General features: G+C 40.8%; 19 protein-coding genes. 10 read left to right on the top strand and 9 right to left on the bottom strand.

The annotated features are described in order from the left end of the window. Positions 1-76: 76 nt before the first annotated feature. Positions 77-478: a lactoylglutathione lyase gene (gene gloA / locus V6E90_RS17845; protein WP_004808260.1), complete on the bottom strand. Its 402-nt coding sequence runs from the start codon at positions 476-478 to the stop codon at positions 77-79. Between the two features lie 20 nt (positions 479-498). Continuing rightward, the gene (locus V6E90_RS17840; RefSeq protein ID WP_065342951.1) at positions 499-2,652 is read right to left on the bottom strand and encodes an AmpG family muropeptide MFS transporter; all 2,154 of its coding nucleotides are present in this window, start codon (positions 2,650-2,652) and stop codon (positions 499-501) included. Between the two features lie 184 nt (positions 2,653-2,836). On the opposite strand from V6E90_RS17840, the gene V6E90_RS17835 reads away from it, so the two are divergent. Further along, the gene (locus V6E90_RS17835) at positions 2,837-5,467 is read left to right on the top strand and encodes a Lon protease family protein (RefSeq protein ID WP_332606071.1); all 2,631 of its coding nucleotides are present in this window, start codon (positions 2,837-2,839) and stop codon (positions 5,465-5,467) included. A gap of 45 nt (positions 5,468-5,512) precedes the next feature. Here the strand turns inward: V6E90_RS17835 and V6E90_RS17830 are convergent, their stop codons facing one another. The 3 genes from V6E90_RS17830 to surE all read right to left on the bottom strand — a co-directional run bounded on the left by V6E90_RS17830 (position 5,513) and on the right by surE (position 8,294). After that, positions 5,513-6,442, bottom strand: a complete 930-nt coding sequence (locus V6E90_RS17830) for a LysR family transcriptional regulator (RefSeq protein WP_016543140.1) — start codon at positions 6,440-6,442, stop codon at positions 5,513-5,515. A 137-nt stretch (positions 6,443-6,579) separates the two neighbouring features. Beyond that, positions 6,580-7,404: a peptidoglycan DD-metalloendopeptidase family protein gene (locus V6E90_RS17825; RefSeq protein ID WP_332606070.1), complete on the bottom strand. Its 825-nt coding sequence runs from the start codon at positions 7,402-7,404 to the stop codon at positions 6,580-6,582. 119 nt (positions 7,405-7,523) lie between these two features. Continuing rightward, the gene (surE, locus tag V6E90_RS17820; protein WP_016163204.1) at positions 7,524-8,294 is read right to left on the bottom strand and encodes a 5'/3'-nucleotidase SurE; all 771 of its coding nucleotides are present in this window, start codon (positions 8,292-8,294) and stop codon (positions 7,524-7,526) included. Between the two features lie 339 nt (positions 8,295-8,633). On the opposite strand from surE, the gene V6E90_RS17815 reads away from it, so the two are divergent. Beyond that, positions 8,634-9,008: an MCR_0457 family protein gene (locus V6E90_RS17815; protein WP_262757055.1), complete on the top strand. Its 375-nt coding sequence runs from the start codon at positions 8,634-8,636 to the stop codon at positions 9,006-9,008. Positions 9,009-9,107: 99 nt separating this feature from the next. Here V6E90_RS17815 and V6E90_RS17810 read toward each other — a convergent pair whose 3' ends face one another. After that, the gene (locus tag V6E90_RS17810) at positions 9,108-9,470 is read right to left on the bottom strand and encodes a VOC family protein (RefSeq protein WP_016543137.1); all 363 of its coding nucleotides are present in this window, start codon (positions 9,468-9,470) and stop codon (positions 9,108-9,110) included. A gap of 316 nt (positions 9,471-9,786) precedes the next feature. Here V6E90_RS17810 and V6E90_RS17805 point away from each other — a divergent pair, with 316 nt between their 5' ends. The 4 genes from V6E90_RS17805 (at position 9,787) to V6E90_RS17790 (ending at position 12,819) form a co-directional block, all read left to right on the top strand. Next, positions 9,787-10,191: an MCR_0457 family protein gene (locus V6E90_RS17805; RefSeq protein WP_016543136.1), complete on the top strand. Its 405-nt coding sequence runs from the start codon at positions 9,787-9,789 to the stop codon at positions 10,189-10,191. Positions 10,192-10,318: 127 nt separating this feature from the next. Beyond that, positions 10,319-11,467 carry a D-alanyl-D-alanine carboxypeptidase PBP5/6 gene (gene dacC, locus V6E90_RS17800; protein ID WP_332606069.1) on the top strand — a complete coding sequence of 383 codons (1,149 nt, stop codon included), beginning with the start codon at positions 10,319-10,321 and terminating at the stop codon, positions 11,465-11,467. Between the two features lie 92 nt (positions 11,468-11,559). Next, complete coding sequence (locus V6E90_RS17795; RefSeq protein WP_262757052.1) at positions 11,560-12,102, top strand: gamma carbonic anhydrase family protein; 543 nt, start codon at positions 11,560-11,562, stop codon at positions 12,100-12,102. A gap of 39 nt (positions 12,103-12,141) precedes the next feature. Next, positions 12,142-12,819, top strand: coding sequence for a DUF2625 domain-containing protein (locus V6E90_RS17790; RefSeq protein ID WP_332606068.1), 678 nt, complete (start codon positions 12,142-12,144; stop codon positions 12,817-12,819). A gap of 90 nt (positions 12,820-12,909) precedes the next feature. Here V6E90_RS17790 and V6E90_RS17785 read toward each other — a convergent pair whose 3' ends face one another. Together V6E90_RS17785 and fmdA are read right to left on the bottom strand one after the other, a co-directional pair. Continuing rightward, positions 12,910-13,206: an FmdB family zinc ribbon protein gene (locus tag V6E90_RS17785; RefSeq protein WP_016543133.1), complete on the bottom strand. Its 297-nt coding sequence runs from the start codon at positions 13,204-13,206 to the stop codon at positions 12,910-12,912. Positions 13,207-13,241: 35 nt separating this feature from the next. Beyond that, positions 13,242-14,417 carry a formamidase gene (gene fmdA, locus V6E90_RS17780; protein WP_016543132.1) on the bottom strand — a complete coding sequence of 392 codons (1,176 nt, stop codon included), beginning with the start codon at positions 14,415-14,417 and terminating at the stop codon, positions 13,242-13,244. 300 nt (positions 14,418-14,717) lie between these two features. Here fmdA and V6E90_RS17775 point away from each other — a divergent pair, with 300 nt between their 5' ends. From V6E90_RS17775 to purB, 4 genes are read left to right on the top strand one after another with little or no spacing between them, the layout of a single operon-like run. After that, positions 14,718-15,206 (top strand): NUDIX hydrolase, encoded by a 489-nt coding sequence (locus V6E90_RS17775; RefSeq protein ID WP_043974389.1) that lies wholly within the window; start codon positions 14,718-14,720, stop codon positions 15,204-15,206. A 4-nt stretch (positions 15,207-15,210) separates the two neighbouring features. Beyond that, entirely contained in the window at positions 15,211-16,344 is a 1,134-nt protein-coding gene (mnmA, locus tag V6E90_RS17770) for a tRNA 2-thiouridine(34) synthase MnmA (protein WP_332606067.1), read from the top strand. 18 nt (positions 16,345-16,362) lie between these two features. Further along, entirely contained in the window at positions 16,363-17,094 is a 732-nt protein-coding gene (gene hflD, locus V6E90_RS17765; RefSeq protein ID WP_016543127.1) for a high frequency lysogenization protein HflD, read from the top strand. A gap of 54 nt (positions 17,095-17,148) precedes the next feature. Further along, positions 17,149-18,537, top strand: a complete 1,389-nt coding sequence (purB, locus tag V6E90_RS17760; RefSeq protein WP_016543126.1) for an adenylosuccinate lyase — start codon at positions 17,149-17,151, stop codon at positions 18,535-18,537. Between the two features lie 70 nt (positions 18,538-18,607). On the opposite strand, the gene V6E90_RS17755 is transcribed toward purB, so the two are convergent. Continuing rightward, on the bottom strand, positions 18,608-18,961 hold the full coding sequence (locus V6E90_RS17755) for a hypothetical protein (RefSeq protein ID WP_016660552.1): 354 nt from the start codon (positions 18,959-18,961) through the stop codon (positions 18,608-18,610). Positions 18,962-18,969: the final 8 nt, after the last annotated feature.

Below are 18,969 nucleotides of genomic sequence, written 5' to 3'. Positions count from 1 at the left end.
ATCGACTCATCATACTGGGCTATATAAATAAAGCTAGGGCTTTAGATTAGAAATCTTGGACTAAATAGACCAAAGATTAATTATTACGTGCATTTTGATCCTGTTGAATCAATTCAACTTTATAACCATCTGGATCTTCAACAAAGGCAATCACAGTCACACCGCCTTTCATTGGACCCGCTTCACGTACAACTTTACCACCTCGTGCTTTAATCTCTTCACATGCTTTATAAGCATCATCTACACCAATGGCGATATGACCATAAGCATTGCCTAAATCATAGCTGGCTGTGTCCCAGTTGTGCGTAAGCTCAAGCACAGTATTGTTTTCTTCATCACCGTAGCCCACGAAAGCCAAGGTAAAACGCCCTTCTTCGTAATCACGTTGGCGTAGCAATTTCATACCAAGTACCTCAGTGTAGAACTTCAAAGATTGTTCTAAATTACCTACTCGTAGCATCGTATGTAACATGCGCATATATATCTCCTAGGAAATGCTTATTCTGATGATTGCTTTGTCAACAATTTACCAACCCATATCACGAGAATTAAAATTGGCAAACCCATCAAAAATGTAACCGTAAAAAAGCCTGAATAGCCAATATGATTCACTATTGTACCTGAGTACCCACCAATCGTTTTAGGCAAAAGCAGCATTAATGAACTAAAAATAGCATATTGCATAGCTGTAAAAGAAACGCTGGTCAAACTAGAAAGAAATGCAATAAAAACCGCCCCAGCCAAACCTGAGGCCAAGTTATCAAAAATGATCCCCATCACTAGCCAAGCTTTACTATAAGGTACGACTACTTTTCCTTTTAATTCGATATCCGAATTTTTATCAACAGGAATTGCGGGAATATCAGATAAGTTCATGCGATAACGTGGTTGACTTTCTGAGAGCTGTTTTTGATAACGATGGGTCTGGGTTAAAGTCTGTACATGCTGGTTAGCCTCAAAGCTCGCCTCAACCTGTATTTCATTTAGCTTAGCCAGTTCACTTCCAGGAACAACAACACTCCAATCTGTATTTTTTATTTTAGCTTCCACTCGATTTTGTGGGTTCAATAAAATACTGACGGATTTTAGTTGCCCATTTTCAGGCAAGTTTAATAAAGCACCATGAATAATGACGTCTTTCAACAACTCATCTTTATATAGAAGATTATCCCCACCAATTGCTTGAGTATAAAGATCTGGTCGGTCTCCTGATTTAAAGACTTTTAATGGGAGAGAGATTTGTAAAGGTTTATCATACCCTTTCGGTTGTGAAACAATAGAGATCTCATTTTGGCCTGTTACAGTATTGCCAGGAAATTTTAGTGACCAATTCCCAACCTCATCAGGCGTTGCAGTGTAGACTTGCCCACCAACATTGACCTGAACATCCTGCATAGTTGCACCAGACTTCACTAAGCCAACAAAAATCAAATTGGTCGTACTGGCAAGAATTGCACCTAACAACATCATTTTCATAATGTTATAACGCTGGGCTAACATCCCACCTAAAAAGCCCCCTAAAATAACAAAGAAGATTGCAAAAAATTTATTGAACCAAGCAATTTCTTCTTTATCAAAATTTAAGTCTAGATAGAACAAGTTCGCCATGACCCCAGCAACGACATCAGAAATACGATAGAAGCCGATCAAGAGTAAAATAGCTAAGGCAACTTTTATTCCATATCGTTTAAAAAAGTCTAATAATGGTGCTAACCATGTTTCAACTACAATCGTCTTATTAATTAGGCCAAACTTAATTAGCCCTAAAATTGCAACAACAGCAATTGAAATACTAATTAAAAATTTAATTACTAGAAGAATAAAGCTCAAGAAAGCATCTTGAATAGAAAACGAGTCAAAAATCAACCCAATGTGATAAAAACTAGTTGCAAAGACGATCGTTGAAACAATAAAAACTGAAAATAACTGGGCGTAATCTTTCGCGTGATAATGGTGTTGAATACGCTTAACTTGAGGCTCATGAATCAATAGCGTTGTGATAATACCAATGACCATTAAACCCGCCATCAAAAGGTAGGTCGTTCGCCATGCTTCATAAATATAATTACCAACTGCTGTACCTAACGAGGCCGCAAATAATAATGCCCCCAACTGGGTAATAATTGTGGCTGTGCGATAACCTGCATTATATGTTGAAGCCAAAACAGTCTGTATATTAGGATCTTCTGTTAACTCAATACGATAAGCATCTACAATAATATCTTGTGTTGCAGAAGAAAAACCAAGGAAAATAGCAGCACCAGCCATAATCGTTAGATTCGAAAATGACCCAAAGTCAGATGTATTCGGCAATGGGTTGGTCATAGCCATCATACAAATGGCACAAATAACCAAAAGCTGCGACACCAACAGCCAACTACGTCTTAGTCCCATTTTTTTTGTTAGATATGGAAGCGGTAGTTTGTCTATTAAAGGAGCCCATATGAACTTAAATGAATAAGCCAACGCTGCCCAAGAAAACATTGTAATCGTACTTCGGTTAATTCCAGCTTCAGTCAACCAAAAAGATAAGGTTGAAAAAATCAAAAAAATTGGGATTCCCGATGAGAAGCCTAAAAACAACATTATAATTGCACGGCGATCTAGAAAAGCCATAAAGGAGCTTTTCCACCCTTTCGATTCAACACTCATTCGTTGTTATTTTCCAATAATCTATGAATGTGCTTATTCAATCGTTTCTTGCCCTTGCTTGCAAGTTGCTTTATGCAATCATTCTTTTGTTTTGTCGATAAAAAACACAAGTTCGCTTGATCTTTGGGGCTAAAACTGTATACCTTTAATTACTCAACTTTAGTTTATTTGTTGGATAGCAACAGTGACCCAAAAACTCGATCAGATGACTGCAACAACTTTATCTTTAACACCAACAAACACTATCACCGCAAATATAAACTCTTTACCTAGTGCCTTTGAGCAGACGGAAATACAAGCAACACTGATTAAAACCGCTTTACGTGCCGATCAACTGACGCATATTCCAGATCTCGCAGAAATTCCGAGTTCAACTAAACGAATTAAACCGCTCAATAATTTTTTGGGGCAAGACCGAGCGCGCGCTTCTGTTGAAGCAGGTATTTCACTCCCTTACTCAGGCTATAACATTTTTGCTGTCGGCACAGCAGGTCTTGGTAAACGTACCATGATCAAACGTTTACTCCAGCAGCACGCTAAAACTATGCCGACGCCAAACGATTGGGTCTACGTCAACAACTTCAAAAATCCAAGACAACCGATTGCACTACGCTTCCCTGCGGGACAAGGCAGTAAATTTCAAAATGCCTTACAACAAGCGTGGCAAATTATTTTAAAACAACTCGAGCGCCGCTTTAGCGCAGAAAGTTACCACAACCGTATTGAACGTATTCGTCAGGATACTGGCGATGTGCAACAACAAGCTTTAGTTGAGCTCACCAAAGAAGGTGAAGGACTTGATCTAAAATTGGTTTCTCGCAATGACAAGCATGTGTTTATTCCAATGCAATTACGCGACGATGAATATCACGAGTTAAGCCAAAATGATCTGAATGCCCTAAGTAGCAAAGAGCGTGCTGAAATTAACACCAATATGCGTTATATGGAGAAAAAGCTTGAGCGCTTGGGTCTACATCTAGGCGATTTAGAAGATGACGCCCGCGACCAAGTATCAAGTTTGAATCGCGATATCGCGACCCAAGTAGTCATGCCACGTGTTGAGTCACTCTTAAACAAAAACAAAGAGGTGAAAGGACTCGACTTATATTTAAAACATTATGCTGAAGATATTATTGATAATGTTGAGCTGATTTTAGAGCAAGAAGAAGATGACTTTACTCCTGCTCTATTCAATCGAGTTCCTTCACGCTATCAAGCCAACGTAATCGTTTCCAATAAACCCAATAGTGGTGCGCCAGTTATTTTTGAAGACTTCCCAACGCACTACAACCTATTGGGTCATGTTGAACAACTTACACATAATGGCACCATTACCACCGATTTCACTTTGATTCGCCCAGGTTCTTTACATCAAGCCAATGGCGGTTTTCTCATGCTTGAAGCGGAGCAATTACTTGAACAACCTTATGCATGGCAAGGCCTAAAGCGTGCCTTAAAATCTGGGCAACTCAAGCTTTCATCACTCGAGCATATGCTGACCTTAACAGGCAGTATTTCGATTGAACCTGCTTCTGTTCCACTTGATATTAAAGTGGTTTTATTGGCAGAACCTGAAATTTATTATGAAATTTTGGAAGTCGAACCAGAGCTGGGCAGCGTCTTTAAAATTCGTGCTGACTTCACTGATACATTACAACGTAATGACAGTAATGAGCAGGCCTATATGCAGCTGATTGCTGATTATGTGCAAGCCGACAAACTCCTTCCGTTTGATCGTTCTGCACTTGCAGCCTTATTGACCGATTCGAGTCGCCAAGCTGAAGACCAAAGCTCATTGTCACTCCATGCATCTACCTTAGGTGATTTAATTCGCGAAGCACATCATCACGCGTTTAAAGCTGATGATAAGATTGTGACGGATCAACATGTCAACCAAGCTCTACATCATCGTCAATACCGCTTAGGCTATTTACGTGAGTTGTATTGGCAGGATCTTTCTCGTGGCACACAGTTGATTGAGACCTCAGGACATCGTCTTGGCCAGATCAACGCCCTCTCTGTCATTCATTATGCTGATGTTGAGTTTGGTCTGCCATCTCGTCTGACCGCATCTGTGTATCAAGGTGGCGGAGATATCCTCGATATCGAACGTAGTGTTGAGCTTGGTGGTTCCCTGCATGCCAAAGGCGTGTTACTGATGTCGAGCTTCTTGAAAGCACATTTTGGTCGTGAGCAAATCTTACATTTCTCTGCCGCATTGGCCTTTGAACAAAGCTACGGACAAGTCGATGGAGATAGCGCCACAGTTGCAGAACTTTCAGCGCTGATCTCTGCGATCTGTCAAATCCCGATCGATCAGTCTTGGGCAATCACGGGATCGATGAACCAATTGGGCCAAGTACAGCCGATTGGTGGCGTCAATGCCAAAATTGAAGGTTTCTACGATGCTTGTAAATTACAAGGCTTAACTGGCAAACAAGGGGTCATCATTCCGCGTCAAAACATGCAGCATTTGATGTTACGCCAAGATGTGAGTGACGCCGTACAAGCAGGCCAATTCCATGTTCATGCGATTGATACCATTGATCAAGCCTTAGAAATCTTAATGGCTCGTCCAGTCGGCACACTTGACAAAAAAGGTCGCTATAGCAAAAACTCGATTTATGCAGCAGTGATGGAACAACTTGAGTATTGGCAAGCGATTGAAGACGGCGAAGCAGTTGAAGATGATGAGCCAAAGAAAAAGAAAAAACGCAAAAAGACCAAGAAAGATGAGCTTACAGCGAAAACTATCGAAGAAACCACGGTTGAAGCGAAGCGCTTAACATCCCTCGGCAGAAAGAAACGAAAATAGATGTAAAGAAAAAGCCATGCTCTGAAAGGAGCATGGCTTTTTTTATTAGGCTACGCCCTGCAAGGAACGCCCACCAGGTAGCTGAGCAAAGTATTGCTTCAGCGCATCAATACAGCGATGTACTTTCATTGGGTACTGTTCACGCTTAGATGTTAAAGCATGCAAGGTATAGGCTGGCAATTGCCAATCTGGTAGTACTTCAACCAAAGAACCATTCACCAATTCTTTTTGGATATCCATATAGAGAATACGTGCGACACCATGACCTTGTTGACACAGAGATTTTGCAACAAAGACATTATTGGTGCCTAAACGTGATTTCATATCCACATTGACAACTTCTCCGCTTGTTCCATGACGGAATGCAAAGTGCTGATAGTTTTGCATCAAGGTGATTGGTAGCAATTCATGATGGCGCAAATCTTCTGGACGCGTGATTGGCTGAGCTTGATTGAGATAACTTGGTGAAGCCACCAAGACTTGGTCAACACGTGCCAAAGGCACGGCAGAGAGTTGATGATCATCAACTTTTAGACTCATACGAATCGCGATATCAATCCGTTCTTCAATGAGGTCGATATAACGGTGATCCGCTTCAAAATGGATAGCCAAACCTTTATGCGCAGACATCCAATGAGAAAGCGCAGGAATGACATGTAAGGCACCCAATTCGGGTGTAGTCGCAATACGCAAATCCCCAACCAGATCATCCCTTAACTCATTAATTCGAATCTTGCCACGTTCAGCAGCTGCCAGCATTTCTTGGCAACTTAAAAAGAATGCTTGTCCTGCTTCGGTCAGACTGAGTTTTCGGGTTGAGCGATGAAGTAAGGTGACATCCATTTCTTGTTCTAAAGAACGGATTTGTTGACTGACTGCACTGGTCGTAATTCCTAACTCTCTAGCAGCACCGCTAAACGAGCTTCTTTCCACAACACAGGCGAAAACCCCCATTGCACGCAATTGATCTAGCATAGACTTCCCTCTTACCTTAATTTATTAATATGCTTATTGTTCTAATGAAAGCAATCTCATTTCAGTATACAAGGAAGTCTATTTACGCACTAGAGGATTATTAATAAATAATTGAAATATTGTTAATAATCTTAAGGTTAATTTGGTAAAACTGTGACAGGATTCACAGGTTTTCCATCTAAACGGACTTGAAACTCCATCATGACACGTGAAGCACCTGAAGAACCCATCTCTGCAATTTTCTGTCCAGCCGTTACCGTATCGCCACTCTTCACTAGCATTTTGCTGTTATGTGCATAAGCAGTGATATAGCCATCAATATGTTTAACCAAAACTAGATTGCCGTACTCTTTTAAACCATCTGCTGCATAGACCACTTGACCATTCGCTGCTGCAAAAATTGGATCGCCCTCATTACCGCCGTAACGCGTTCCTTTTACATTACTTGCCATATTATAGCTTTGAATAATTGGTCCATTCGATGGTTTCACCCAGCGTAAACTTGAGGCCAAGGTCGTAGATGGATTCACCGGTACAACTGGAGCAATTGGTCTCGGCACGACAGGCTGTGTTTTTGGAGCAACAGGCTGCTGAGTCGGTAAGTTAATACTTTGACGCTGAATTGGTGTCGTTTGTGTCATGGCTTGCGTAGAAGTTGTACGCTGCGCCACAGAGCCTTTAAGACGCAAAGACTGATTGACATAAATTCGATACGGCGGCGCAATACCATTCAATGCAGCAACATCTAGATAGTTCAAGCCATAACGGTTTGAGATCGCACTTAAAGTATCACCCGAACGAACGGTGTAATAGTTAGGTGCTTGCGCATGGCGAGCCCCACCATTTACTTGCGGTTTAGATGCACAACCTGTCATAACTGCCACTGTCGCAACCGCCATAGACAAAACGATTGTTTTAATCATCTTCTGTGATAGAAAAACCGAGACATGGTTTAAGTGCATCTTCGCCCTCATCGAAAAAAACCTTAATTCATTATTACATTTGCGCCTAAGAGTATCAAAAAAGTGAGAAAAAACGAGCTCTCACATTCTATATTCACAAAGTTATAACATTCATACGCCTAACCATTTACATGAGCATGCAAATTTTCAAGCACCGCATAGTTAGTTGCATCCATCTGAATCGGAGTAATGCTGACATAACCGTTCGAAACCGCAAAGAAATCAGACTGAATATCACTTGATACCGCTTGTGGATCAGTAATCGCCTCTCCAGCCAACCCAATCCAGTACACCTGACGACCACGCGGGTCAACATGACTACTAATAGGCTTAGATTGAGCACGGCGCCCCTGATAGGTTACCTGCGCACCCTTAATCTGTTCAATGTCTGGAATGTTAATATTAAAGATATGACGTGGTGGCAATACAGGAAGACCTTTGGCGATAAAATCATGTACCCATTGTGCCGCAACAGCATAGTGCTGTGGATGTTCATAAGAACGTACATTTGAGCCCGCCAAAGAAACGGCAATTGCTGGGTGTTTCATCAACCGCCCTTCAAAAGCTGCGCCTACAGTGCCTGAATAAAGCACATCATCACCCAGATTCGCACCACTGTTGATCCCGCTCACCACCAGGTCAAACTCAAAATCGAATAGCCCATTCATGGATAAATAAACACAGTCAGCAGGCGTTCCATTGACTGCCCACACGTCTTCAGAAATTTGTATTGGTCGTAAAGGACGATCCAAAGTCAAAGCACTGGAATAACCACTCCGTTCACTTTCTGGCGCAACGACGACGACACGGCCCAAAGGTTTTAATGCTTGTGCTAAAGCTTGTAGTCCAGGTGCAAATACACCATCATCATTTGCGATCAAAATATTCACTAGAATCTATTCTCTATTTGAGGACAACTGACATTTCAGTCATCCCTTGCGTTTAGGCCAACATAATTTAAATCTGGCATGAAACCTAGGCAATGATACAGCCTTTGTCAAGTTTCATGCTAAGATTTGCGCCAATTCTAAACATTGCCGAACGACCAACATCGTGCAAATTGATTTCAATACTCAGCGATCATTGAGAACATAGTTTCAATACGATTCTTGGCCAGCAATGTCATTGTAGAGTCAACTGAGTTCAACTTACTCGACAGTTTTTTCAATTGAATTATTCCTTGAATTATATATATTTAGGTTTTCATAGTATTAGAAATTTATACAGCCATGAGACATTTATCTAATTTTATTCGAATTTTCGGGGTGAGTTTCACACTTTTAGCAGCACCTGCCGTTTTTGCTGATGAAGCGGTTTCAGTGAAAGAAGCAGATGCGTTAATCAAAGATGACATTGCCAATGCCCAAGTGCTTATTGAAATGTGTCCAAACCTGATTGGCAAGAATGCAAAATTTGACCAGAACATCAAAAAAATGGTGGGTTCATATCTCAGCAATTATTCTGACAAATCCGCATCTTTAGACAGCTTGCAGAACGATGCTGAATTTAAAAATTTACTGAAAGATGCTCGTGAAGCAGCATCAGAAGTGGATAAAGCTGAACAAAAATCAGTTTGTGATGAAGTTCTTAACTTTGAAGGTTAATTACTTTTAAAAATCTGATGTGGTTTTAACAATTAAATGATTTAAAACCACATCACTCTATCTCATTCATCAAAAATATTGATGTTGCTCGAATCATGCTTACCATGCATCTGGTTCACGAACCATATGAATAATGTTGGCCGGACTGCTAATCCACCCTCCTCGAAATCCCTCTGCTAAGGGTTCAATTGCATCGCAACGAACCACGCCTGCGGCTTTCAAATATTCAGCCGCTTCAGGAAAGTTATCAGTAAACAATTCAAGCCATAACTCTGCTTGACTCATTTCTGGCGCCGCAGCGATCCATAATTTAACAGGTCCAAGTTCAAAACCGATATCAGGCAGTTTTTCTGTAATTTGTTTAAGCCCAATCACGTCACGATAAAATGCAACGGTGGCTTCAAATTGATGTGGTGGAAGTTTAAGCGCGATATCGACGCCGCCTGTGAATTTTGTCTTCATCTTATTGCTCCTGTTCTATACAGATTTATTATTTTATTTACTTTGCGCACTTCCCTTGAGGGCGTTGCAGCTTCATCCATTCCTATCGCCGAATAGATACATTCATTTCAAATAGTATAATTTTTAAGCACATAATGTACAAATGGCGATGTCTAGTTGCAGCTCATGTTGTCGATATAGTGAGGGTACTTAATATTCTGAAAATTTAACGCCACATTTTCTCCACGCTTCCTACAGCAAACATACATTTTTTAACATGCATTTATGCTATAAGTTATTCAAATTCTTTAAGTCTTGTTTTTGAGTTTGATTTCTTATGAAGAAAAATGTTTTTAAAACACTAGGTTTATCATTGCTCATCGCTTCGAGCGCTTTAGCTCCTACAGCCTTTGCAGCAGATAAAAAAGCCGCTGAAGCAGAAAAAATTGAAGTTACGCCAACTTCTGATAGCGTGACCAAACAAGAACTTGCGGCGATCTATGTGCTTTCTGAAATTTGCCCAAGCTTAATCGGCAAAGATTTAAAATTTAATAAAGCCTATGACAATCTCGTCAAAGCTTATTTAAACAACGATGGTAATGCCGTTGAAACCCTCAATAAACGAGTCAAAGGTAAGGACTTCCAAGAGGCATTAAAAGAAGCACGTGCAGATGCAAAAGCGGCTTCTGACAATGACAATCGTCAAATTTGCGATGATGTTCGTAATTATTATTCGAAATAATCCGACCAATTAAGCTTCAGGTTACAATACTGTATGAAAAAGCCGACTTCCCCCGTAGAAGTCGGCTTTGCTTTGTCCTAAAATGCTAAGCTCGTCTGCTTCATACAAGATATTGGAACCACCTAGAATGACTCAAAAAAGCGCTCTTGCTGCATTACTCCTTTTGCCAAGCTTTTCATATGCAGCAACTGTCCTATCTGCCCCACCAGAATTAAATAATAAATCCTACGTACTCATAGATTACGAGACAGGACAGATTCTCGCTGCCAAAAACGAAAATGAAAAACTTGCACCTGCTTCAATGACAAAAATGATGACAAGCTACATCATTGAACAGAAACTTTTAAAGGGTGAATTGACTGAAAACGAACAAGTACGCATGAATGAATCGGCGTGGTGTCGTGGTAGCAGCTCTGAATCATGTATGTACGTTCCATTAAATGGCACGGCAACTGTGTTAGAAATGTTACGTGGTATTATCATCCAATCAGGTAATGATGCATCTAAAGCAATGGCTGAACACATTGCGGGCAACGAAGGTACTTTTGCCCACATGATGAACCAAGAAGCAAAACGTGTGGGTATGGTGAATACACATTTCATCAACTCAACAGGTATGCCAGCCGATGGTCATTACTCAACTGCAAAAGATATGGCAATTCTTGCTCAACATATTATTAAAGACAGCTCGAAATACTACCCAATCTATTCTGAAAAAGAATTTACTTTCAACGGGATTAAGCAAGGTAACCGTAATGCCCTGCTTTATACTGACCCAAGTGTTGATGGCTTAAAAACAGGTCATACCAATGAAGCAGGTTTCTGCTTAACCACATCAAGTAAACGCGGTCCAATGCGCTTGATCTCGGTGATCTTTGGTACACCAAGCATGAATGAACGTGCCAGCCAAACACGTACCTTATTGGCTTGGGGTTTTGCCAACTTTGAAACTGCAAACGTTCAACCAGCCAACCAAGTTCTTGCTAAAGCAAAAGTCTGGTTTGGTAAACAAGACGAAGTTCAAATTGGCCTAGCTGAAAACTTCAATGTGACCATGCCTAAGGGTCAAGCAGACAAGATCAAAACTCAGCTTGTGGTTCAACCTAAACTGAATGCACCTTTAGCCAAAGGCCAAGTGGTCGGTAAATTAGTCGCGAGTCTTGATGGCAAAGTGATTGCTGAAAAACCACTTGTGGCGTTAAAACCTGTTGAAGAAGCTGGCTTCTTTGCACGTATGATTGACCATATCAAAATGTTCTTCAGCAACTTATTCTAAGTTTTAGAAGACTACGATTAAGCATTCATGCCCTTGGGCATGGATGCTTTTTTATTTTATAATTCCTTTAAATTATTCTATCGAAAGCCCTTATGCCAAAGAACATCCGTCCTTATTTAGACCAAAAACCTAAGGTTGATTCAAGCTGCTACATTGATGACATGTCAGTGGTCATTGGTGATGTCCAGCTCGCAGAGAATGTTTCGGTCTGGCCTTTTGCCGTGATTCGTGGTGATGTAAACTCAATTCAAATTGGCAAAAACAGCAATGTGCAAGATCACTGTATGTTACATGTTAGCCATAAGAATCAATCTAAACCGAATGGTTCGCCACTGGTCATTGGCGAAGATGTGACGGTTGGGCATCATGTGACTTTACATGGCTGTAGCATTGGTAATCGCGTCTTAATCGGAATTAATACCGTGGTGTTAGATGACGTGATTATTGAAGATGATGTGATGATTGGTGCTGGTAGTCTGGTGCCACCACGTAAAGTGTTAAAAAGTGGTTATCTCTATGTCGGCAGTCCAGTACAGCAAGTTCGTGCATTGACTGAAAAAGAAATGGAATTTTTACCTTACTCAGCACGTCACTATGTGAAAGTGAAGGATAATTATAAGAATAGCGAAGCCTAGCTTCGTTATTCCCTCAGATTGTTTAAGGAATAAATAATAATGAAAACCCTAAATGAATTATTGGATATAGAAGAAACAGGTTGGAATAGAATAAAAGAAGAGCTAAAAAATGCTAGCAACCATTATGAAATATTAACTAAAGATTCAACCCGTGCTAATAACGAGTTACTTAACTCACAAATAACGACACACTCAAGAATTGGAGCGATTATCTATGAAACAGGTGGCATATTAATTGATCATGGTTCGTTACGAATTCTAGGGTCTGGTAATGAAAAACTTAATCGTGGGCTAATCGAATGGAATCAAGGAAAAACGATTCTTCACTTAGATGAACCACCATCATATCTCCTTATAGCAGATGATGTCATAGGCGGTTTTTTTGCGATAAATAATGGTGGATTAGGAGTAAATATTGGCGATATCTATTATTTTTCTCCAGATACATTAGAGTGGGAAAATTTAGAAGTTGATTATTCACACTTCTTAGCATGGGGATTCAGTGGAGATATTAATCAATTTTATGATTCATTGAGGTGGAAAACTTGGGCTGTTGATCTCCAACAACTACAAGGTGATCAATGTTTTTCTTTTTTCCCTTTTTTGTGGACTAAGGAAGGGAAAGATATTGAGAATGTAGATAGAAAGATTATTACGATTGATGAAAATTATTGGGTCACTATTTCATTTTATAAACAACTCAATCAAGAACTATAAAAATTTGGAATATCATTTTTATGCTGCATGATCACAATTGCCCTACTCTTACAAAATGGCACATCTCTCCTACTTTTAAAGTGTAGAAGCTCAAAGCTCACATAAAGAACAATTCACGCCTCGGCAATTATGCAATACCGATGTCCGAGCACTTTTTTTATGTGTTCCAGGCCCTTCAACCAATGGACCAGCCAATTGCTCGGCACTGGATGAAGGTCGCCATTTATTTTTGACTGAGACCTTTTGATGCCCTGTAATCATCGGTTTTAATAACATGGATTGCTGACAATATGGGCAAGAAGTATTATCCCTTGCAATACTGACCATCGGGACATTCTGCTCGAAAATCCCTTCACAATGTTCACATCTAAAATCATACAGTGGCATCTTAAAATCCTTCTTATACGCTGGTATTAATATTACTAACGATGTCCCCAAAACTTATTCTCGTTTAAGGCACCTTGCGGCAAAATATTCTTCTCAAAGATAGAGGTTGGTAGAGAAATTGTGCATGCACAATTTGGAATATCCACAATGCCACCGATACGCCCTTCAACAGGTGCCGCAGTCAGCAACATATAGGCTTGAGATCCCGTAAATCCAAAATTCTCAAGATATTTAATCGCTTTTAAACAGGCTTGGCGATAGGCAACCGTCGCATCCAGATAATGATTTACCCCATTTTCAACACTGATGCCTTCAAAGGTTAACCACTGATCGTAAGCTGGTCTGACATTACTTGGAACAAAGATCGGTGAATCAATATTATATTTTTCCATTCCGCCTTTAATCAGATCAAAACCAACACGAGTTACTCCGTCCATTTCAATCGCACCGCAGAAGCCAATTTCACCATCACCCTGTGAAAAGTGTAAATCACCCATCGAAAAGCCAGCACCTTTCTGATACACAGGAAAATAAATACGACTGCCCGCAGCAAGATCTTTAATATCGGTATTACCACCATGCTCACGTGGTGGCACTGTACGTGCTGCCTCAGCAGCCATCCGATCAAACTCAGCCCCCGTCACGCCGCGTAATACTGCAGTTCTTGGATCGGGTGGATTAGCCTGTCCCTTAGGTACCAATAACGCTTCTCGACGATTCCATTCTTTTAACAGTTCATGTGAAGGAAGCGTTCCCATTAATCCGGGATGTTTTAAACCTGCGATACGTACACCAGGAATATGACGCGAGGTTGCAAATAATCCTTTTAAATCCCAAATCGCCTTATCTGCTTCAGGAAAATAATCAGCTAAAAACCCACCGCCATTTTCTTTGGCAAAGACCCCAGAAAAACCAACCGAAGAGATTGGCTGTATATCCAGTAGATCGATCACCAATAAATCCCCTGGCTCAGCACCCTCGACATAAAAAGGGCCTGTCAAAGGATGTGCTCGCGTGAGATCAACATGTTTTACATCAGAAACATCATCGGTATCTTTAATTTGAGCGTCTAGAAAATCCAGACTTTCAATCAGAATTTCTTCGCCTGGTTTCACTGATGTTAAAAATGGAATATCTGGATGCCAGCGATTATGGCCAATCTCTGCTTGTTCTGCTAAAGCGACACCAGGTTTAATTTTAATATGTTGCATATGACTTCAACTCCGTGTGATGGATATGAATCTAATTAATTATCTGTTCTAGTTCTAAATCATTGAAAGGCCATCACAAATATGACTTTTCTTGGCGGGGATTATTATTTTTACCTTGCGGTCAAAAAACACACTAGCACATTCTGTTTTTTTGAAGCAATTCCTTTTCGATTTTCAACACAACAAATACTCACCAATGGCAGCAAATATTTTTCTTCTACTTTAGCGAATTAACCTTCCTATGTAGCCAAAAACAGTCAAATTTTGTAGAATACGTTTTTTAAAACCTTGGTGCTTTCTATGACCGCTTGGACACCTCATGTCACAGTCGCCACTGTAGTCGAAAAAGACGGACGTTTTCTGTTTGTTGAAGAACACAGCGAAGGCTTTGTACATACCGTGTTTAATCAACCAGCAGGTCATGTCGAATGTGGTGAAACCATTATCGAAGCAGCCATTCGTGAGACCTTAGAAGAAACAGGTCATCATGTCGAAATTGATCATCTGCTTGGGATTTACACCTATACACCGCCGATGTTTCCTGATCGCACCTACTACCGTTTTTGCTTCTTGGCCCATGTCACGGCAGTTGAAGAAAATGCACAACTGGATACAGGCATTGTCGCTGCAGTATGGATGAACTTGGATGAGCTACAAGAATCCGCACGAGCGCGTAGCCCATTGGTTTTAAAAGCTGTTAAAGATGCCTTGGCTGGCAAAAAATATCCTTTATCGCTTATTTATGAGCACCCTTTTTCTCCCTCATTAACTTCTCATTTGGACGCTTAATTAGATGCAACAACGTGTCATCGTCGGTATGTCTGGTGGTGTAGACTCCTCCGTTTCTGCCGCATTATTACTTCAACAAGGATATCAAGTTGAAGGTCTTTTCATGAAAAACTGGGAAGAAGATGATGGTACGGATTACTGCACAGCATTAGAAGACCTAGCAGATGCACAAGCGGTTGCTGATAAGATTGGTATCAAGCTGCACACCGCCAATTTTGCCATGGAATACTGGGATCGTGTTTTTGAACACTTCTTGGCTGAATATGCTGCTGGCCGCACCCCAAACCCAGATATCCTGTGTAATAAAGAAATTAAATTCCGAGCTTTCCTCGATCATGCCATGACCTTGGGTGCAGACTTTATTGCCACAGGTCACTATGCACGTCGTGGTGCGAGCCTACAAAATTCACGTGGCGAAAGCTATGCCCCATTGCTCCGTGGTGTCGATAATAATAAAGATCAAACCTATTTCTTACATGCGGTTCATGGTCGAGAAATTAACAAGACCTTGTTCCCTGTGGGTGAAATTGAAAAACCCGAAGTGCGTCGCATTGCAGAGCAACTGGATTTAGCAACAGCCAAGAAAAAAGACTCCACTGGTATCTGTTTTATTGGTGAGCGTCGCTTTACTGACTTCCTAAAACAATACTTACCTGCACAAGCTGGAAAAATTGTTTTGGAATCAGGTAAAGAAGTTGGTGAACATCATGGCTTGATGTACTATACGCTGGGTCAGCGCGGTGGTATCGGTATCGGTGGTATGAAAGGTGTACAAGAAGGTGCATGGTTCGTACTCCATAAAGATATTGCCAATAACCGACTAGTGATTGGTCAAGGACATGAACATCCATTGATGCAAAGTACACAGCTTTGGAGCGAGTCGATTGATTGGGTTGCAGGTGAACAGGACATTCCATCGTCTGGATTCCGCTGCACAGCGAAAACCCGTTATCGTCAGCCAGATCAAGCGTGTACAATTTATCGCGATGAACAGACTGAACATGGCATTCGGGTTGAGTTTGATGAGCCGCAACGCGCTGTGACTCCAGGACAAAGCGTGGTGTTCTACTCCGGAGAGGTTTGCTTAGGCGGTGGTGTGATTCACCATACCAATGCACCTGAACCAGATTTTATTTAAGGAAATTGGAAGCGAAGCATGGTCGAGTTACCCTTTCAGCACACTCAAGCGTTGAATGTTAGACAGAACCGTGCTCTGGCATTGGCTGCGGTCTTTCAGGCAACTCAGTTAACACATATGACTGCAATGGCTGGCCAGCAAAGCATTGGTGATAGTGGTAATTTTTATTTTGAGCTATTGATCAAAGCCAGCCTAAATATTAGACCGACTGCCAACAATGCTACGCAAACCCTAGATTTCTTTAATCAACTTGCTGATATTTCACTCGGCTTAAAAACATTAGAAGGCTGTATTACTCAGCCTTTTAATACCGCGCCCAAATCCCGTGTTCCAAAAATGTCTACGGCTAAACTGCCAATGTCCTATGCAATGGCTTTATTGCAACTGGAAAAGAAAGTCTACAGCAATCCCGAATACGTCAAAATCATCGAAACAGCACAACAAAAAATCTTAAAGCAACTCTCATTTTTCGATAATAACTATCTGCACCCAAGCATCATTGCCAATCTCGCACAGACCTATGTAGAAACTGCTGGACAGATCAATCCACGTATTTTAGTGCGTGGCAATGCGGAAGCATTTAAAGATATCAATCATACCAACCGTATTCGTGCATGCCTCTTTACAGGCTTACAACTTGCACATTTATGGAAGCAGCTCGGTGGCAGCTCATGGAGTATGATCTTTAGTAAACGCAAATTATTGCAAGATATTCAAGCTCTCGCTCGTTTGCAGTATCAGGTGGTATAGACCAATGCTACAACGAATTTATTTTTATGTTTATTCCAAAATTAAGGAATCTGTATGAATGCTTTAACCGCACTCTCGCCACTTGATGGACGTTACGCTAGCAAATGCGATGCCCTACGCCCTTTTTTGTCTGAGTTTGGTTTAATCCACGCTCGTGTCACGGTTGAAGTGCGTTGGTTACAAGCACTTGCAAATCGTGCAGAAATTATTGAAGTTGCGCCGTTTTCAAATGAAACCAATGCAGCTTTAGATGCAATCGTTTCAAACTTCTCAGAAGAAGATGCGAATCGCATTAAAGAAATTGAACGCACTACGAACCACGATGTAAAAGCGGTTGAATATTTCCTTAAAGAAAAAATTGCCAATATTGATGAATTACAAAATGCAGGCGAATTCATTCACTTTGCATGTACTTCTGAAGACATCAACAACTTGTCTCATGCGCTAATGTTGAAAAATGGTCGTGAAGTTTTAGTTGCAAGTATGAAGCAACTTCTCAATGCGATTTCTGCTTTGGCAACAACGCATGCTGAACAACCGATGTTGTCTCGTACACATGGTCAAACGGCAAGCCCTACCACGTTGGGTAAAGAGATGGCAAACGTTGCTTATCGTTTAGCGCGCCAAATCAAGCAATTTGAAAATGTTGAATTACTCGGCAAGATCAATGGTGCTGTCGGTAACTATAATGCTCACCTTTCTGCTTACCCTGAAATTGACTGGGCTGCACATGCACAAGCATTCGTTGAGTCTTTAGGCCTAAGCTTCAACCCGTATACCACACAAATCGAGCCACATGACTATATGGCTGAGTTATTTGATGCTCTACGCCGTTACAACACCATCTTGATCGACTTTAACCGTGATGTTTGGGGTTATATCTCGCTCGGTTACTTCAAACAAAAATTAAAAGATGGTGAGGTTGGCTCTTCAACCATGCCACACAAAGTCAACCCAATTGACTTTGAAAACTCAGAAGGCAACTTGGGTATTGCCAATGCTGTTTTAGGTCACTTAGGTGAAAAGCTGCCTGTTTCGCGCTGGCAACGTGACTTAACTGACTCAACCGTATTACGAAATATGGGTGTTGGTTTTGCCCAAAGCTTAATTGCTTTTGATGCCTGCTTAAAAGGCGTTGGTAAACTTGAACTGAATGCTGCACGTTTAGACGAAGATTTAAATCAAGCACAAGAAGTTCTTGCAGAGCCGATCCAAACTGTTATGCGTCGCTACAATGTTGAAAAGCCATACGAAAAATTAAAGGCACTTACTCGTGGTCAAGCAATGACACGTGAGATGATGGTGAACTTCGTCAATGGTGATGAACTTGCACAAGTACCAGCTGATGAGCGTGCTCGCCTAGCTGAGTTAACACCTGCAACCTATACGGGTAATGCAGCTGAACAAGCAAAACAAATCAATGACTTGATCAGCAAAATCTAAAACTGATTGACTTAAAACGCAGAGCTTCGGCTCTGCTTTTTTATAATTTAGAAAGTTAGTGTCCAAACATTTAATTCACAACAAATTTGTAGGTTTTACTCAACTCATCATCCCCCGCCCCATAAAAACCCACAGAAATACTGATATCGTAGGCTCCTTTATATTTTGGTACTCCTTCTACCCTTAATTTATTATACGCACTTATATCATTTGTATTAATCGGCTTTACTTCAACCCCCATATCACTTGGAAAGTTTGTTTTTATCTCAAAACTTCTTTCTATAACTCTTCCACCTGTAATCGTAATATCCTGACTATAATTTTTATTCATATGAGCGATTGGTAATTCACTAGGTTGTACTTGATAATTTCGACTACATCCCATTAAAGCGAAACATAGAGTAAAGATAAATGTGAAATTCATACCAAACC

It is taken from the genome of Acinetobacter sp. ESBL14 (assembly GCF_036668815.1).
Lineage (GTDB): Bacteria > Pseudomonadota > Gammaproteobacteria > Pseudomonadales > Moraxellaceae > Acinetobacter > Acinetobacter gyllenbergii.
Note: the sequence above shows the minus strand (reverse complement) of the source record. Positions and strands in the feature narration are given on the sequence as shown.

Coding starts and splice junctions, on each gene's coding strand:
- V6E90_RS17790 (WP_332606068.1), top strand. CDS start 12,142: ATGAAAACCCTAAATGAATTATTGGATATAGAAGAAACAGGTTGGAAT.
- V6E90_RS17805 (WP_016543136.1), top strand. CDS start 9,787: ATGAAGAAAAATGTTTTTAAAACACTAGGTTTATCATTGCTCATCGCT.
- V6E90_RS17775 (WP_043974389.1), top strand. CDS start 14,718: ATGACCGCTTGGACACCTCATGTCACAGTCGCCACTGTAGTCGAAAAA.
- V6E90_RS17795 (WP_262757052.1), top strand. CDS start 11,560: ATGCCAAAGAACATCCGTCCTTATTTAGACCAAAAACCTAAGGTTGAT.
- V6E90_RS17830 (WP_016543140.1), bottom strand. CDS start 6,442: ATGCTAGATCAATTGCGTGCAATGGGGGTTTTCGCCTGTGTTGTGGAA.
- dacC (WP_332606069.1), top strand. CDS start 10,319: ATGACTCAAAAAAGCGCTCTTGCTGCATTACTCCTTTTGCCAAGCTTT.
- V6E90_RS17785 (WP_016543133.1), bottom strand. CDS start 13,206: ATGCCACTGTATGATTTTAGATGTGAACATTGTGAAGGGATTTTCGAG.
- purB (WP_016543126.1), top strand. CDS start 17,149: ATGAATGCTTTAACCGCACTCTCGCCACTTGATGGACGTTACGCTAGC.
- mnmA (WP_332606067.1), top strand. CDS start 15,211: ATGCAACAACGTGTCATCGTCGGTATGTCTGGTGGTGTAGACTCCTCC.
- V6E90_RS17825 (WP_332606070.1), bottom strand. CDS start 7,404: ATGCACTTAAACCATGTCTCGGTTTTTCTATCACAGAAGATGATTAAA.
- V6E90_RS17815 (WP_262757055.1), top strand. CDS start 8,634: ATGAGACATTTATCTAATTTTATTCGAATTTTCGGGGTGAGTTTCACA.
- gloA (WP_004808260.1), bottom strand. CDS start 478: ATGCGCATGTTACATACGATGCTACGAGTAGGTAATTTAGAACAATCT.
- hflD (WP_016543127.1), top strand. CDS start 16,363: ATGGTCGAGTTACCCTTTCAGCACACTCAAGCGTTGAATGTTAGACAG.
- V6E90_RS17840 (WP_065342951.1), bottom strand. CDS start 2,652: ATGAGTGTTGAATCGAAAGGGTGGAAAAGCTCCTTTATGGCTTTTCTA.
- V6E90_RS17810 (WP_016543137.1), bottom strand. CDS start 9,470: ATGAAGACAAAATTCACAGGCGGCGTCGATATCGCGCTTAAACTTCCA.
- V6E90_RS17755 (WP_016660552.1), bottom strand. CDS start 18,961: ATGAATTTCACATTTATCTTTACTCTATGTTTCGCTTTAATGGGATGT.
- fmdA (WP_016543132.1), bottom strand. CDS start 14,417: ATGCAACATATTAAAATTAAACCTGGTGTCGCTTTAGCAGAACAAGCA.